Origin of the sequence: Pseudarthrobacter sp. N5 (assembly GCF_050157035.1) — a bacterium.
In the GTDB taxonomy this organism is placed as follows: domain Bacteria; phylum Actinomycetota; class Actinomycetes; order Actinomycetales; family Micrococcaceae; genus Arthrobacter.
Map to the genome: position 1 here is coordinate 3,781,574 of NZ_CP189593.1, position 14,880 is coordinate 3,796,453.

The window sequence follows — 14,880 nt, forward strand, 5'->3', positions numbered from 1 at the left end:
CAGCGGCCGCCGCTGCGCCTGCCGGACTCATAACTCGCCCCGGAAGGGCCGACGACGACTGGAGGGACAGCCCGGATCTCAGCGGGCCTTCGCCGCCGGCCCCACACTAATTTGACGATCGCCGCACCTGCTGCGTGAAGCCGGCAGTTATAACAAGCACAGGAATCACCGGGCCCAGTCGTCGGATCCCCGCGAACCCCATCTAGAAGGCCTGCCCCGTCGCCCGGATGGTGACGTCTGAGACGTCGACGCCGGGCGGCTGGGACAGCGCCCACAGCATGGTGCCTGCCACTGACTCCGGAGCGATGGCGGCGTCCGGCGTTTCCTTCCACAGCGGTGTGTCCACCTGACCGGGGGCGATGTGAAGCACCCGGACCCCCGTCCCCACCAGTTGCTGTCGGAGGGATTCGGCGTAACCCGTCACAGCCCATTTGGTGGCCGTATAGAGGTTTCCCGGGTACACCTTGCGGCCGGCGGTGCTCCCGATAAGCACCATCTGCCCACAGTTATGGATGAGCTGCGGCAGAGCGGCCTTGGCCAGGATCGCGGGACCGTAGACGTTAGTGAGGACCATGTCCCGCCAAACGTCCGGGTCGCCGTCCGCAAGATTGCCGGGAGCCGAGAAACCGGCGTTGGCCACCGCGACGTCGATGCCGCCCATCTTCTCGACGGCGGCAGCAACGGCGTCGCTGGTCTGGTCCCACTCCCCGGCATCGGCTACAACGCCATGGACGTTGCCAAACGGAGAGCAGGAGTCCAGGAACGCCCCGAGCCGGCCGGCGTCACGCCCGGTGGTGAACACGGTGTGGCCGGCGCGGAGTGACTCCCGGACCAGGGCGGCACCGATCCCGCTGGTGCCGCCCGTGACCAGGATCCGCATCAGGACGGGTCGGCGATGCCGATATACCGCGTCTCCAGGTACTCCTCGATGCCTTCTGATCCACCCTCGCGGCCCATACCGGACTGCTTGACGCCGCCGAAAGGAGCGGCCGGGTTGGAGACGATGCCGGTGTTCAGCCCGAACATGCCCACGTCCACTTGTTCCGAGAGCCGGAGTCCCCTGTTGAGGTCCCGGGTGTAGGCGTAGGCCACCAGCCCGAATTCGGTGTCGTTGGCCAGGGCAATGGCCTCAGCCTCCGTGCTGAAACTGACCACGGGCGCCACCGGCCCGAAGACTTCTTCCTGCAGGATCCGCGCGGTTGCCGGCACGTTGGTCAGCACCGTGGGCGGGTAGAAGTACCCTGCACCGTCCGACGGCGATCCCCCGGTCAGCGCCGTGGCTCCGCCTGAGACGGCGTCCTGGACCAGTTCGTCCACCTTCGCGCGGCTCTTGGCGTCGATAAGCGGCCCGATGTTGGTGCCCTCCGCAGAGCCGCGGCCCAGCGTCAGGGAACCCATGCGCTCCGCGAGGCGCTGGCTGAATTCGCGGACCAAAGACTCGTGCACGATGAACCGGTTGGCGGCCGTGCAGGCCTCGCCCATGTTCCGCAGCTTGGCCAGCATGGCGCCGTCCAGGGCAGCGTCGAGGTCGGCATCCTCGAACACCAGGAACGGGGCGTTGCCGCCGAGCTCCATGGAGGTCCGCAGGACCTGGTGGGCGGAATCGGCGATGAGCTGCCGCCCCACGCCGGTGGAGCCGGTGAAGGACAGCTTGCGCAGCCGGCTGTCCCGGATCAGCGGTCCGGTGACTTCTCCGGGGCGGGTGGTGGGGATGACGTTCAGGACGCCCGCGGGCAGTCCGGCTTCCCGGAACACCTCGGTGAGCAGAAGTGCGGTCAGCGGAGTGAGGTTGGCCGGTTTGAGCACCATGGTGCAGCCTGCGGCGATGGCCGGCGCGATCTTGCGCGTGGCCATGGCCAGCGGGAAGTTCCACGGTGTGATGAACAGGCACGGACCCACCGGCCGCTTGGTGACCAGCAGCCGCGATTTGCCGTCCGGGGCGGTGGAGTAGCGGCCTGAAATGCGCACTGCTTCCTCCGAGAACCAGCGCAGGAATTCGGCGCCGTAGGCCACTTCACCGCGCGATTCGGCCAGCGGCTTGCCCATTTCCAAGGTCATGGCCAGGGCGAAGTCGTCGGCCCTGGCCGTGACCATCTCAAAGGCGCGGCGCAGGATTTCGCCGCGTTCGCGCGGCGGCGTCGCGGCCCAGCTGTCCTGGACCCGCGCGGCCGCAGCAAGGGCGCGGTCGCCGTCGGCCGGCGAGGCATTGGCGATCCACGCCAACGTGGCACCGGTGGAGGGGTCCTCGACGGCGGAGGTGGCGCCGTCGGACGCGTCCGTCCACTCGCCGTCGATGAACAGCTGCTTCGGCAGCGTTGCGATGAACTCCCGCTCGGCGGCCGTGACGGAGGAGCCGGTCACGGCGGGGTCAAGTTTCAGTGTGTTTTCCATTTAGAGCGCCTTCTCGAGGATGGTGCGGATTTCGACGGCGGTGGGTGGCACCGGGGTGTTGTTGATAACGGCGTCGGCCAGGGCGTCTTCCACGAGCGAGTCGAGATCCGCGTCCGTGACGCCGAAATCGGCCAGCCGGGCGGTCATGCCCACTTCGCGGGCCAGGGAGGCGACGGCGGTGATGGCGGCTTCCGCGTTGTCCTCCACGGTGGCCGCGGTGTCCCCGACATTCAGGGCGAAGGACAGGCGCGCCGTGCGGTCCAGCCGGTTGCGCAGGTTCAGCCGGAGCACGTCCTCGATCACCAGGCACAGCGCCAGGCCGTGCGGGATGTTGAAGCGGCCGCCCAGCGGGTGGGCAATGGCGTGCACCAGGCCCAGCCCGGTGTGGGAGAACCCGACCCCGGCAATGTGCGAGGCCAGCAGCAACTGGGAGCGGGCCTCAATATCCGTCCCGTCTGTCACCGCGCGCGGCAGGAACTCGGCCACCATGGACACCACCTGCAGGGCGATGCCGTCCGAGTACGGGTTCTGGCGCACGGACGAGTAGGACTCGATCGCGTGGGTGAGGGCGTCCATACCGGTGGCGGCGGTGGCCTTCGGCGGCAGGCCCAGGGTCAGTTCCGGGTCCAGGACGGCGGCCTTGGGCAGCGCACTTTCGTGGCCCACGTAGAACTTGCGGTGCGCCTCCACATCCGTGACCACGCCGAACGCGTTCACCTCCGCTCCTGTCCCCGCCGTCGTCGGAACCGCGACGATGGGCAGCGCGGGGTGGGGGAAGTGGCTCCTGTAGTCCAGGCCTGCACCGCGGGCCGGGTTGACGGCGCCGAGGGAGATTCCCTTGGCGGCGTCCATGGACGATCCGCCGCCCACGGGCACCAGGACGTCGACGCCGGTTGCGGCGGCCAGGTCCGAGCCCGCGTCCACACACGTGGTAGTGGGGTTGGGGGTTACGCCGTCGAACATGGTGACCGTCAGGCCCGCGGCCTCGAGCGAGGCGCGCACTGCAGCAACCACGTCCGTGGTGGCGAGGAACGGGTCTGTGACGATCAGCGCCGAGTTCCCGCCGAGCGCGGCCACGATCCCGCCGACCTCCGTCACCCTGCCCCGGCCGAAGTAGGCCGTGGGCTTGGGGTCCAGGGTCAGCTCGGTGGAGGCGAGCTCCGCGTGGATCTGCATCTGGGTGTGCATGTCAGGCTCCTTCTGCTGCGGTTGCGGTTGCGGGGACGGCTGAAGCGGCGGTGCGCAACTGCACGCCGATGGCGTCTTCGTAGAGTTTCACGGGGGTCATCTCTCCGGCCTCGTCGCCGTAGAGCGCCTTGGCCCGGCGGTAGAGCTGTTCCACCAGGGATGACAGTTCCACGGGCACGCCCACCGAGCGGGCCAGGTCCACGGAGAGCCCCAGGTCCTTGCAGGCGAGGGCGATCGCGAAGCCTTCGTCGTAGTCGCCGTGGTTGAGGATGGACAGGACGTCGTTCTGGACGAAGTTGGAGTTGGCAGGGCTGGCGATCAGGGCCTGGCGGAGCACTTCGAGATCCACGCCGGCCTTGACTCCGGTGCTCAGGACTTCGGCGGTGGCCACCAGGTGGGAGAACCACAACTGGTTGATCATCAGCTTCACGGCATAGCCGGCGCCGTGGCCGCCCACGTGCTGGATTCGCTCGGGGTCGCCCATTGCTTCGAACACTGGACGGAGGCGTTCGACGTCGGCGGCGTCACCACCGATGAAGATCTGCAGCATGCCCTTCGCAGCACCCACGGACATTCCGCTGACGGGGGCATCCAGGACGTGGATGCCGCGGGCGGCGCCGGCCTCGCGGACCCGGTTGGCCACCTCGGGGACCGAGGTGGACATGTCCACCCACGTACCGCCGTCGGCGATCCCGTCCAGAATGCCGCCGGGGCCGGAGGCGACGGCCTCCACATGCTTGGGCGTGGGCAGCATGGTGATCACGACGTCGGAGCCGGCGGCGACGGCCGCTGCGCTGTCAGCCCACTCGGCACCGTTGGCAATCAGTTCCGCTGCCGATTCCTTGCGGACGTCGTTGACGACCAGCTGGAAGCCGGCTGCCTGCAGGTTGCGGGTCATGCCGGAGCCCATGTTGCCGAGGCCGATGAAGCCGACTCTGGCAGTTCCCGGGGTTAGCGGCCGCCCGGTCTTTCCGGTAACGGCGGCGGCGGCGTGCGTTGTTGCAGTCATTGGTTCAAGTCTCGTTTCCAAGGAGTCAGTCCTCATCCAGGGGTGCGTCACCCAGGTTGATCCAGGTGGTTTTCAGGGCGGAGTAGGCGTCCAGCGCATGCAGGGACCGGTCCCTGCCGAAGCCGGATTCCTTGAAGCCGCCAAAGGGGGTGATGATGTCTGCGACGTCGAAGGTATTCACCCAGACGGTACCGGCGCGCAATTCGCGGGCCACGGTATGCGCCCTCGTGATGTCCTGCGTCCACACACTCGCTGCGAGCCCGTATTTGGTGTCGTTGGCCATCCGGACTCCTTCGGCGGCACCCCGGAAGGTGCTCACCGCCAGCACCGGCCCGAAGATCTCCTCCTGGCCGATCCGCCCTGCATTGTTGACCCGGTCCAGGACCGTGGGCTCCAGGTAGAAGCCGTTTTCGACGCCTGCCGGGTGGATCCGGTTCCCGCCGCTGGCGATGCTGATGCCCTCGGATTCGGCGATGTCGTAGTAGCCCAGGATGCTCTGCAGCTGCTGCTCATCGATGATGGCGCCGACCTGAGTGGCCGGGTCCAGCGGGTCGCCCAGCTGGAGCGAGCGCCCCACCTTGATGACCTCTTCCAGCAGTTCGTCGTGCACGCGTTCGTCCACCAGCAGGCGGGAGCCGCCGTGGCAGGTCTGCCCCGCGTTGTAGAAGATGCCCCACGCGACGGCGGACGCGCAGGCGGCGATGTCCCCGACGTCGTGCAGGACCACCTGCGGTGACTTGCCGCCCAGCTCAAGGGCCACCTGCTTGCCGTTGGATTCGGAGGCGTAGCGCTGGAAGTACCGGCCCACTTCCGGGGATCCGGTGAAGGTGATCTTGTCCACCAGCGGGTGGCGGCCCAGCGCGGCGCCGGCCACGTGGCCCAGGCCGGGGATGACGTTGAAGACGCCGTCCGGCACGCCCGCCTCGCTGGCAAGTTCCGCCAGGCGCAGGGCACTGAGGCTGGTCTGCTCCGAGGGCTTGAGGACCACGGAGTTGCCTGCCGCCAGGGCGGGGGCCACCTTCCAGGCGGAGATAATCAGCGGATAGTTCCACGGCACGACGGCGCCGATCACCCCGAGCGGTTCCCGCGAGATGATGGCGAGCGCGTTGCGCGGGGTGGGGGCGACGTCGTCGTACACCTTGTCCAGGGCCTCGGCGTACCAACGGAAGGTGCGGGCGCAGCTGGGGATGTCCACGGCGAGGGCGTCGCCGATCGGGTGGCCGCTGTCCGTGGATTCCAGGAGCGCCAGTTCCTCTGCGTTCTCGAGGATGAGCTCGGACAGGCGGGTGAGCACCTGCTGCCGGTGGCGCCGGTCCGTCCTGGACCACACGCCGGCCTCGAATGCACGGTGGGCTGCCTGCACGGCGTCGTCCACGTCCTGCTCCCCTGCGGCCGCCACCTGGGCGGTGACCAAGCCGTCCCGCGGGGAGATAGTGGGGAACGTTTCGCCGTTGCGGGCATTCCGGAAACCGCCGCTGATGAAGAGTCCCGTCGACGGGCGCTGGGCGGCGGCGCGTTGGATCCAGTCGTTCTGTGTTGCTGTCATTGCCTGTTCCTTAGACCGAGTACTTCTTGACGGCGTCGTAGTCGATCACGGCGCCCAGACCGGGGAGATCGGGGACCCTGAGGGCGCCGTCGTCGTCGATGTCCAGCGGCTCCATGAAGAAGTCGCGGCGCTCCGGGGTCCATCCCGGCGGATCGTAGGGGAATTCCAAGTATGGCCCCGCGTCCACGCCGGCGGCCACGTGCAGGTTGGCGAGCAGGCCCAGCCCGTTGCTCCAGGTGTGCGGGGTGAAGAACCGGTGCTTGAGGTTGGCTGTTTCGGCCACCTGACGGGCCCGGTACATGCCCACAGCCAGGGCCACGTCCGGCTGGTAGATGTCGTAGGCGTCGGCCTCGATCAGCGCCATCATTTCTGCCATGCTGCGGACCATTTCGCCGCCGGACACCTGGATGCCGGTCTGTTCGCGGACCCTTTGCGCGCCCTTGACGTCCGCCTGGGGCAGCGGCTCTTCCAGCCAGCGGACGTCGAGTTCGGCCAGCTGGGCGGCAAGCTTGTGCACCTTGGCAAGTTCCAGGGCGGGCTCGATGTCCCCGCTCATGCGCCACATCTGGTTCAGGTCCACCATGAGGTCAAAGCCGGCTCCCACCGCCTCGCGGGCCGCACGGACGGATTCCACGCCTTCCTCCAGATGGTCCCGGGAGATGCGGATCTTCATGGCCTTGAACCCGCGGGCCTTGGCAGCGAGCGCGGATTCGGCACGAGCCACGGGGGCTTTCAGTTCGCCGGAGGAAGCGTAGGCCACGAGCCGGTCGCGGGCACCGCCGAAGAGGGTGGCGATGGGAAGCCCGGCCACCTTGCCGATGATGTCCCAGAGCGCCGCTTCGAGGGGCCAGTAGCGGCCGCCGTGGAAGTTGATGGTCTCGATCCGGCGGACCTGGTTGAGGATGGCCAGCGGATCGGTGCCGATAAAGAGGTGTTCGTAGGCCTCGAAGCCGTCCATGGTGTCGCCGGAGCCCACGCCGGTGATTCCTTCGTCCGTGTCCACCTCCACCAGCGTGGCAGGGAACGACGTGCGGGGTACCGGATCCCAGGCGGCGTTGAAGGGCGGGTGCAGGGGCAGCACCATGCGGGTCAGCCGGATAGCGGTGATCTTCATTGTTCTCAGCCTCGCGGGGTGAAGAAGGGATTGGACGGGGAGTTGCGTGCCTCGATCACGGCCGCCGTGGAGGGCAGCCGCCGGGCGCCGTTTTCCAGGGCCGTCCGGGCGGATTCACGGTTGTTGCGGTAGACGGCCTCTTCGTCGTCGGCGGCGGGGTTGACCCAGACGGCGGCGATCACCACATGGGAATCGGCCTGTGCCTCCGTGACGTTGCCGTTGGCCAGGGCGTCGGCCACGCCGGCGGCGACGCCGGCCTGCGCGGCGCCCCAGATCAGGTGGCCGTGCTTGTCGTTGGCCGGGGCAGCCTTGGTCACGAACAGGGTCAGCGGTTTGACCGGGAGGGAGGGGCGCAGCACGGCCACGAAGGGTACGTGGCCTGCGGTGGGGGTTGCCAGGGCGGTGGCCCAGGCGGTGCCGGCGGGCCCGTCCCGGTAGCCCAGGACGGTGTTCACGTGGGCCGCGTTGACGCCGTCGCCTACAAAGGATTCACCGATCTGCACGTCGGGTGCTGACGTCTGCTGTTCTGCTGCCATTACTTGATCAGGCCTTCGGAGGTGAGCCATTCCTTGGCGATGGCGTCGGGATCGTCACCGTCGACGTCGGCCTTGGCGTTGAGCTGCTGCATGACCGCGGTGGTGAGCTTCGGGGAGACCTTGGCCATGACGTCAGCGATGGCCGGGTATTTGGCCAGCATGTCCGCCTTGATGGTGAGGGCGCCCTGGTAGATGGGGAAGAACTGCTTGTCATCCCCCATGACCTGGAGCTTCAGCGCCGAGATGCGGCCGTCCGTTTCAAAGACCTCGCCGAAGTTGCAGTCCTGGCCCTTTTGGGTGGCCGTGTAGATGACGCCAGTGTCCAGCATGGCCACCTTGGCGTCCGGGCTCAGGCCGTACTCCTTCTGGAGGCCCGGCCAGCCGTCGTCGCGGGTGGAGAATTCGCTCTCCATGCAGAAGGTCTGCTGGCTGGCCGGGAGCTTGGCGACGTCGGACATGGACTTCACGCCCAGTTCCTTGGCCTTTTCCTCCCGGATGGCGAAGGCGTAGGTGTTGTTCAGCGGTGCCGGGTCCAGCCAGGCGATGCCCTTCTTGGCGTCGGCGGCCTTGACGGCGTCGAACATTTCCTTTTTGTCCTTCAGCGGCTTCGTCTGCTTGTTGTACGTGATCCAGGACGTGCCGGTGTATTCCCAGTAGCCGGCGAACTGGCCGGATTCGAAGGCTGTACGGACGTTGGCCGAGCCCACCACGCTGGTGTTGGTGGTGGTTTCCGCGCCGTGGGCGTTGAGCAGCTGGCTGGTGATGTGCGACAGGATGAACTGTTCAGAGAAGTCCTTGGCGCCGATGACGCCGGTCAGTCCGGCCAGCTCCTTGCCTTGCGCATCGTTGCTTGCTGACTGGCTGGCGCCGCCACAGGCGGTAAGGCTCAGGGCGGCGACGACACCGGTGGCCAGGAGGGTGAGAACAGGTTTCTTCATGATGGGTCCTTTGCTGAGGTGGGCAGGCGCCACGGTGCGGGGAGGTCGGGGTGGCGCTGGGGTTTTGACGCGTAGGTGATTGACGGTGGTCATGGGCCGTTCAGGTGCCGTTGGGTTTGAGGAGATCTTCGGCCAGCCCTGCCAGCCAGTCGATGGTGAGGGCAATGCAGGAGACGACGACGGCTCCGGTGATCAGCACGGGCCAGCGCTGGAGTTTGAGGCCGTTGACGATCATGTCGCCCAGGCCGCCGGCGTTGATGAACGTGGCTACCGTGGCGACGCCGACGCAGAACACCAGAGCGGTCCGGAGTCCGGCCACAATCACCGGGATGGCCAGCGGAAGCTCAATCCGGGTCAGGACCTGCAGCGGTCGCATGCCCATCCCCCGGGCGGCCTCGGTGAGGCTTTTGTCCACTTGTTCCAGGCCCACCAGGGTGTTCCGCAGGACAGGAAGGACGGAGTAGGCCACCAGGCCCACCAGCGCCACCTCGAAGCCGAGTTTCCAGACGATGGCCAGCAGGATCACCAGGCCGATTGCCGGGGTGGACTGGCCCACATTGGCTATGCCGAAAACAATGGCGTGCACGGCCTTGGAGTGGATCCGGCTGAGCGCGATGCCGGCTGGAATCGCGATAGCGGCCACGATCGCGGATGCCACCACCGTCAACCTCAGGTGTTCGAAGGTCCGGTCCTGCAGATAGGCCCAGTTCAGTGTCCGCAGCTCGATAGAGTCCAGCTTGAGCGAGGAAACCCACAGGAACAGGGCCAGCAGGGCCAGGACAATAACAATCGGGGTGCCGAAGCGCTTGACGGAGAAGTACTTCCCGCGCCGGTTGGACGCCGTGCCGAAGGCGGTGGACAGGTCCCGTGTGGCCTGGGCCGTCATGGCCGGACTCCGGCTTCAAGAGATCCGGCCGCAAGCGATCCGGCTGCAAGCGAGGCAGGGATATCGGCGCCCAGGACGGCGGAGATCTTTTCGATGTCGATGGAGCCCACCACCCTGCCCTGCCCGTTGACCACGGCCACCGGGGTTCCGCCGGAGAGGACCAGGGAGTCCAGGGCATCGCGGAGGGAATCGTTGACGCTGACTTCGATCGCTCCGCGGATGGCGACGTTGGGGCCGAGGCTTGCCTGGTGCACAGGGATGAGGCCCAGTCGCTTCAGGGCAGCGCCGTGGCCCACGAACTGTGAGACGTAATCGTTGGCGGGGGTGGCCAGGATATTCGCGGGGGTGTCGAACTGCTCGATCTGCGAGCGTTCGGACAGCACAGCGATCCGGTCACGGAGGCGGACGGCTTCGTCGAAGTCGTGGGTGACAAACACGATGGTTTTGCTCAGCTTTTCCTGCAGGCGCAGGAATTCGGTCTGCAGTTTTTCGCGTGTGATGGGGTCCGTGGCGCCGAAGGGCTCGTCCATGAGCATGACGGGAGGATCGGCGGCGAGGGCGCGGGCCACGCCCACGCGCTGCTGCTGGCCGCCGGAGAGTTGCCGCGGGTAGCGGGAGGCGTACATTTTGGGGTCGAGTTCCACGACGGACAGCAGCTCTTCGACGCGGGCCTGGGTCTTGTTTTTATCCCAGCCGAGCAGTTTGGGGACCACGGAGATATTCTCGGCGATGGTCATGTGCGGGAAGAGCCCGATCTGCTGGATCACGTAACCGATCCGCCGTCGGAGTTCGTTCGGGTTGAGGGACAGGATGTCCTCGCCGTCGATGATGATGGAGCCGGAGGTGGGCTCGATAATGCGGTTGATCATCTTCATGGTGGTGGTCTTGCCGCAACCGGAGGGCCCCACGAACATGATCAGTTCGCCGGGGGCGATGTCCATCGAGAAGGAGTCGACGGCAGGGCCAGCCTGTCCCGGGTACGTTTTGGTGACGTCTTTCAGGACGATCCGGGCGCCGGCGGCCGGACGGGAGATTGATTCAGACACGAAGTCCCCTTGAGGTAGTGAGGCGGCGGATGAGCACAAACGCTCCATCCAGCAGGAGGGCTAGGACGATCACGCCGACAGTGCCGACGATCGCGAAGTTGAGGGCGTTTTTGGAACCGAGGCTGGAGAGTCCTTTGAAGATCATTTCGCCCAGGCCGGGGCCGCCTACGTAGGCAGCGATGGCGGCGATGCCCATGGAGAGCTGGGCGGAGACGCGCACACCGGTCAGGACCACGGGCCAGGCCATGGGCAGCTGGACCTGGAACAGGGTTTTGGTTTTTCCCATTCCCATGCCCAGTGCTGATTCGGTGACGGCGGGCGGAACTTCGCGCAGGCCCACCACGGTGTTACGGATAATGGGGAGCAGCGCGTAGAAGGCGAGTCCCACAACGGTGGGGGTCCAGCCGAGCCCGAGTACCGGGATGAGCAGGGCCAGCAAGGCCATGGACGGGATGGTCAGGCCCACGCCGGCGCCGGCGATGGCCACCGAGCGGCTGATGGGCTTGTCCCAGACAAGCACTCCGATGCCCACGCCGACTACCGTGGCGATCAGCAGCGAAACCAAAACCACCACAAGGTGCTCGGTGGCGGATTCGGCGATGTCTGCCGATCTCTTCGTGAGGAACAAACCGAAGTCCGAGAAGAACGAGTCGTTCAACGTGATCCTCCTTTTCACTTCGTCGGGTCAAGGATTACGGCTCACATCTCCGTGAGCCATGCCACAAACGTATTGCCAGTGTTCCCTTTTGCGCAATAGCAGTTGTTGATATGTCAACTGGGTCTTGTTATGGTCATCGTGTGACTGACTCAATGAAGGACACTCCCGACGGCGGACGCCGCCCCGTGCGGCGCAATTCCTCCGGGTTGCGGCGCGACCTGGAACTGCTGGAAATCCTGGGCTCACCGGAGGCCGTTGCGGCGTCCGGCCTGGGCGTCAGCAAGGCGGCCGAGATCGCCGGCAGGGACAAGGCGCAGGTGTCCCGCACCCTGGCAACGCTCGCTGAGGCCGGGCTGGTCAACCGTGACCCGGACAGCCTGCTGTACAGCCTCGGGTACGGGCTTTATGCGTTGGCGGCCCGGACTGCAGAAGCCAGGATGGTGAGCGCCTCGGCCCCGTTCCTGAAGCGGGTTTCCGCGGCCACGCATGAGACTACGCACCTGTGCGTGCTGCGCGGCGGCACGGTGCTGACCTTGAAGAGCGAGATGTCCAACCACACGTACAGGGCCCTTGGCTGGGAGGGAGTCAGCGTGGACGCCTGGGGGACGTCTTCCGGCCGGGTGCTGGTCAGTGACTGGGATACCACGGCCCTCCGCGACTGGTATGACACCAACGCCGCCAAGGCCTCCACGCAGGATGTCTCCGCGCAACAAGACCTTTCGCCCTTGGCGCTTGAATCGGGGCAGGGCAAGGGCGTCGCCCGCCGGCAAAACAAGATCCAGACCTTCGAGGACCTCCGGATTGAGATCGCCCAAATCCGCCGGTGCGGCTACGCGGTGGTGGATGAGGAGTTCGAGCTCGGGGTGGTGGGTGTTTCGGCTCCCGTGTACGACTTCAAGCAGCGGATCGTGGCTGCGTTCAACGTCAGTGCCCCGAAGCAGCGCTTCGGCCGGCATCTGGAACAGGCCGGTGTTTTGGCTGCCAAGGTGGCGATGGAGTTCTCCGCCGCGTTGGGTGCGCCGGTGGCCCAGCCGAACTGATCCGGCCCCGGGCCGGTCACCGCCGCGGGCAACGCAGCGGTGAGCAAGGCGTCAGATACGGGCGTGCATGCCCCGGAAGGGCCGACGACGACTGGGGACAGCCCGGGTCTCAGCGGGCCTTCGCCGCCGGCCCCACACTAATTTTACGATCGCCGCACCTGCTGCGTGAAGCCTGCAGCCATAACAATCGTGAGCCGCAAAACCCCTGCAGCAGCCGGCGAACCCGTCCCGAAGGGCCGGCACCACCAGCGCGGAGGCAAGCAGCAGACCACAGGCCGCCCGGCCCAGAAGGAAAACCCGCAGCAGGGCATCCCGGCCTGGCACTTCCACCGGCCAGAGGCGAACTGGTTCAGTAGCCCTTCGCGGAGTACGCGCCGAGGGCCCGGCTGATTTCCCGGGCTGCTCGCAAAGGTCATGGAGACATTGTGGCGCACGGGTCGGACATTGATCCCGGAGGGCGGGAAGTCAGTCGTGCGGGCGCATGAGCGGCGGGTTGAGCACGTCGGCGAGTAAATCGAGGACCGGAACCTTGTTCCTCTGCTAACTACCCACCCAAAATACCCAGCGTTGAATGTCGCACTTCTGCGGAGTAGTGTGGCGCCCATCACCTACTCGCATCACCATGACTCGGGAGCGACCATGCCATTTGTGAGACGTCGACTGGCTGCCGTCACGGCAGTTCTGGCCATGGGCGTGACGGGCGGCGCCGTCGTCAGCCCCGCGTTCGCCGATCCGCGGGAGACTGAAAAGACCGCGACGGCCACCGGGTACGGCGGCGCAGTGAGCACCGTGGACCCGGAGGCATCCGCTGCGGCGATCGAGGTCCTCCGCAAGGGCGGCAACGCTGCGGACGCCGCCGTCGCCGCAGCCGCGACCCTGGGCGTGACCGAGCCGTACAGCGCCGGGATCGGCGGTGGCGGCTACTTCGTGTTCTACGACGCGAAGACCGGCAAGGTCGGCACGATCGACGGCCGCGAGACGGCTCCGGCAGCGATGCCGCACGACGCGTTCATCGACCCAACGACCGGCCAGCCCTACCGCTTCACGCCCGAGCTCGTCACGAGCGGCGTCTCCGTGGGCGTCCCCGGCACCCCGGCCACCTGGGAGCACGCACTCGCCCGTTGGGGCACTTTGAGCCTCGGCGATGCCCTCCAGCCCGCCATCAAGGTCGCGACCCGCGGCTTCGTGGTCGACAAAACGTTCCGCCAGCAGACCCTCGACAACAAGCTCCGCTTCGGGGCGTTCACCTCAACGAGCAACCTCTACCTCCCCGGCGGCGACGCACCCGCCGTCGGCAGTGTCTTCCAGAACCACGACCTCGCCGCGACGTACCGGCTCCTCGCCAAGCAGGGCACGAACGGCTTCTACAGCGGTCCGCTCGCGGCCGAGATCGCTGCCACAGTCCAGGCTCCGCCGAAGACCGCCACCACCGCGCTGCCCGTCCCGGTCGGCCACATGACGACGGCGGATCTCGCCGCATACCGTGCCCTGGACCAGGCGCCCACGCACGTGGACTACCGCGGCCTGGACGTCTACGGCATGGCGCCGTCGAGCAGCGGGGGCACCACAGTCGGCGAGTCCCTGAACATCCTGGACCCGTTCAACCTTTCCGAGATGTCCACGCCAGGTGCGCTGCACCACTACCTCGAAGCGAGCGCGCTCGCGTTCGCGGACCGGGGCAAGTACGTGGGCGACCCGGCGTTTGTCGACGTGCCCACCGCCGCGCTCACTGACCCCCTGTTCGGCAAGGAGCGCGCCTGCCAGATCGACCCGCTGCACGCGGCTGCGAAGCCCGTCGCACCGGGGGACGTCTCCTCGTACGACGGCGCGTGCCCGGCTGCCGCCGCGGCGCTCGCCGACGAGAAGGACACCGAGAACATCTCGACCACCAACCTGACGGTCGCGGATAAGTGGGGAAACGTGGTCGAGTACACGCTCACGATCGAGCAGACCGGCGGGTCCGGCATCGTGGTGCCCGGCCGGGGGTTCCTGCTCAACAACGAGCTGACCGACTTCTCGACCGTATATAATCCGACCGACCCGAACCGGATCGAGCCGGGGAAGCGCCCGCGCTCCTCGATGTCGCCGACCATCATCCTCGAGGACGGCAAGCCGTTCCTCGCGCTCGGCTCACCCGGCGGATCGACGATCATCACCACAGTCCTGCAGACGATCCTGAACAGGGTGGATCTGGGCATGAGCATCTCCCAGGCGATCGCGGCACCGCGTGCGTCGCAACGGAACACGGCCAAGGTCACGGCCGAGCCGGAGTTCATCGCGGCGTACGGAAGCCAGCTGACACCGTACGGTCATCAGTTCACCCCATCGGGTGACGCGTTCACCTCGGCAGCAGAGATCGGCGCGGCCACCGCAATCGAGTTCAGGCCCGACGGGAGCATGGTCGCCGCGGCTGAGCCCGTGAGGCGCGGGGGCGGCTCGGCGTTGGTACTCAAACCGTCGCCGTGAGCTCCGGCCGGAGTACGGGGGCGGCAGCAGCCAGGAGCTGTGGCCTGTTGCCCGGCTACGCC

Annotated in this window: 13 protein-coding genes; 2 read left to right on the forward strand and 11 right to left on the reverse strand. The window is 67.0% G+C overall.

Features of this window, described 5'->3' with window-relative positions; genetic code table 11:
- Positions 1–202: 202 nt before the first annotated feature.
- The 11 genes from ACQCST_RS18140 to ACQCST_RS18190 form a co-directional block, all read right to left on the reverse strand.
- Positions 203–880 carry an SDR family oxidoreductase gene (locus tag ACQCST_RS18140; protein ID WP_426997105.1) on the reverse strand — a complete coding sequence of 226 codons (678 nt, stop codon included), beginning with the start codon at positions 878–880 and terminating at the stop codon, positions 203–205.
- Positions 880–2,391 carry an NAD-dependent succinate-semialdehyde dehydrogenase gene (locus tag ACQCST_RS18145; RefSeq protein ID WP_426997106.1) on the reverse strand — a complete coding sequence of 504 codons (1,512 nt, stop codon included), beginning with the start codon at positions 2,389–2,391 and terminating at the stop codon, positions 880–882. Before ACQCST_RS18145 ends, ACQCST_RS18140 begins: the two co-directional genes overlap by 1 nt.
- Positions 2,392–3,579, reverse strand: a complete 1,188-nt coding sequence (locus ACQCST_RS18150; RefSeq protein WP_426997107.1) for an iron-containing alcohol dehydrogenase family protein — start codon at positions 3,577–3,579, stop codon at positions 2,392–2,394.
- Position 3,580: 1 nt separating this feature from the next.
- A complete protein-coding gene (locus tag ACQCST_RS18155) occupies positions 3,581–4,588 on the reverse strand; it encodes an NAD(P)-dependent oxidoreductase (RefSeq protein ID WP_426997108.1) in 1,008 nt (335 codons plus the stop codon).
- A gap of 25 nt (positions 4,589–4,613) precedes the next feature.
- Positions 4,614–6,134: an aldehyde dehydrogenase gene (locus ACQCST_RS18160; protein ID WP_426997109.1), complete on the reverse strand. Its 1,521-nt coding sequence runs from the start codon at positions 6,132–6,134 to the stop codon at positions 4,614–4,616.
- Positions 6,135–6,144: 10 nt separating this feature from the next.
- Positions 6,145–7,248: a mandelate racemase/muconate lactonizing enzyme family protein gene (locus tag ACQCST_RS18165; RefSeq protein WP_426997110.1), complete on the reverse strand. Its 1,104-nt coding sequence runs from the start codon at positions 7,246–7,248 to the stop codon at positions 6,145–6,147.
- Between the two features lie 5 nt (positions 7,249–7,253).
- A complete protein-coding gene (fae, locus tag ACQCST_RS18170) occupies positions 7,254–7,784 on the reverse strand; it encodes a formaldehyde-activating enzyme (RefSeq protein WP_426997111.1) in 531 nt (176 codons plus the stop codon).
- Positions 7,784–8,722 carry a glycine betaine ABC transporter substrate-binding protein gene (locus ACQCST_RS18175; RefSeq protein ID WP_426997112.1) on the reverse strand — a complete coding sequence of 313 codons (939 nt, stop codon included), beginning with the start codon at positions 8,720–8,722 and terminating at the stop codon, positions 7,784–7,786. Before ACQCST_RS18175 ends, fae begins: the two co-directional genes overlap by 1 nt.
- A 100-nt stretch (positions 8,723–8,822) precedes the next feature.
- On the reverse strand, positions 8,823–9,608 hold the full coding sequence (locus ACQCST_RS18180) for an ABC transporter permease (RefSeq protein WP_426997113.1): 786 nt from the start codon (positions 9,606–9,608) through the stop codon (positions 8,823–8,825).
- A complete protein-coding gene (locus ACQCST_RS18185; RefSeq protein WP_426997114.1) occupies positions 9,605–10,654 on the reverse strand; it encodes an ABC transporter ATP-binding protein in 1,050 nt (349 codons plus the stop codon). The genes ACQCST_RS18180 and ACQCST_RS18185 overlap by 4 nt, the downstream gene beginning before the upstream one ends.
- Positions 10,647–11,312 (reverse strand): ABC transporter permease, encoded by a 666-nt coding sequence (locus tag ACQCST_RS18190; RefSeq protein ID WP_426997115.1) that lies wholly within the window; start codon positions 11,310–11,312, stop codon positions 10,647–10,649. Before ACQCST_RS18190 ends, ACQCST_RS18185 begins: the two co-directional genes overlap by 8 nt.
- Before the next feature lie 140 nt (positions 11,313–11,452).
- Between ACQCST_RS18190 and ACQCST_RS18195 the strand changes: the two genes are divergently transcribed.
- Both ACQCST_RS18195 and ggt read left to right on the forward strand, forming a co-directional pair.
- On the forward strand, positions 11,453–12,352 hold the full coding sequence (locus ACQCST_RS18195; protein ID WP_426997116.1) for an IclR family transcriptional regulator: 900 nt from the start codon (positions 11,453–11,455) through the stop codon (positions 12,350–12,352).
- Positions 12,353–12,991: 639 nt separating this feature from the next.
- On the forward strand, positions 12,992–14,818 hold the full coding sequence (gene ggt / locus ACQCST_RS18200; RefSeq protein ID WP_426997117.1) for a gamma-glutamyltransferase: 1,827 nt from the start codon (positions 12,992–12,994) through the stop codon (positions 14,816–14,818).
- Positions 14,819–14,880 lie beyond the last annotated feature (62 nt).

What these genes read in the sequence shown, in the direction of transcription:
- ACQCST_RS18180 (WP_426997113.1), bottom strand. Translation starts at nt 9,608, where the DNA reads ATGACGGCCCAGGCCACACGGGACCTGTCCACCGCCTTCGGCACGGCG.
- ACQCST_RS18165 (WP_426997110.1), bottom strand. Translation starts at nt 7,248, where the DNA reads ATGAAGATCACCGCTATCCGGCTGACCCGCATGGTGCTGCCCCTGCAC.
- ACQCST_RS18175 (WP_426997112.1), bottom strand. Translation starts at nt 8,722, where the DNA reads ATGAAGAAACCTGTTCTCACCCTCCTGGCCACCGGTGTCGTCGCCGCC.
- ACQCST_RS18155 (WP_426997108.1), bottom strand. Translation starts at nt 4,588, where the DNA reads ATGACTGCAACAACGCACGCCGCCGCCGCCGTTACCGGAAAGACCGGG.
- ACQCST_RS18145 (WP_426997106.1), bottom strand. Translation starts at nt 2,391, where the DNA reads ATGGAAAACACACTGAAACTTGACCCCGCCGTGACCGGCTCCTCCGTC.
- fae (WP_426997111.1), bottom strand. Translation starts at nt 7,784, where the DNA reads ATGGCAGCAGAACAGCAGACGTCAGCACCCGACGTGCAGATCGGTGAA.
- ACQCST_RS18150 (WP_426997107.1), bottom strand. Translation starts at nt 3,579, where the DNA reads ATGCACACCCAGATGCAGATCCACGCGGAGCTCGCCTCCACCGAGCTG.
- ACQCST_RS18140 (WP_426997105.1), bottom strand. Translation starts at nt 880, where the DNA reads ATGCGGATCCTGGTCACGGGCGGCACCAGCGGGATCGGTGCCGCCCTG.
- ACQCST_RS18160 (WP_426997109.1), bottom strand. Translation starts at nt 6,134, where the DNA reads ATGACAGCAACACAGAACGACTGGATCCAACGCGCCGCCGCCCAGCGC.
- ggt (WP_426997117.1), top strand. Translation starts at nt 12,992, where the DNA reads ATGCCATTTGTGAGACGTCGACTGGCTGCCGTCACGGCAGTTCTGGCC.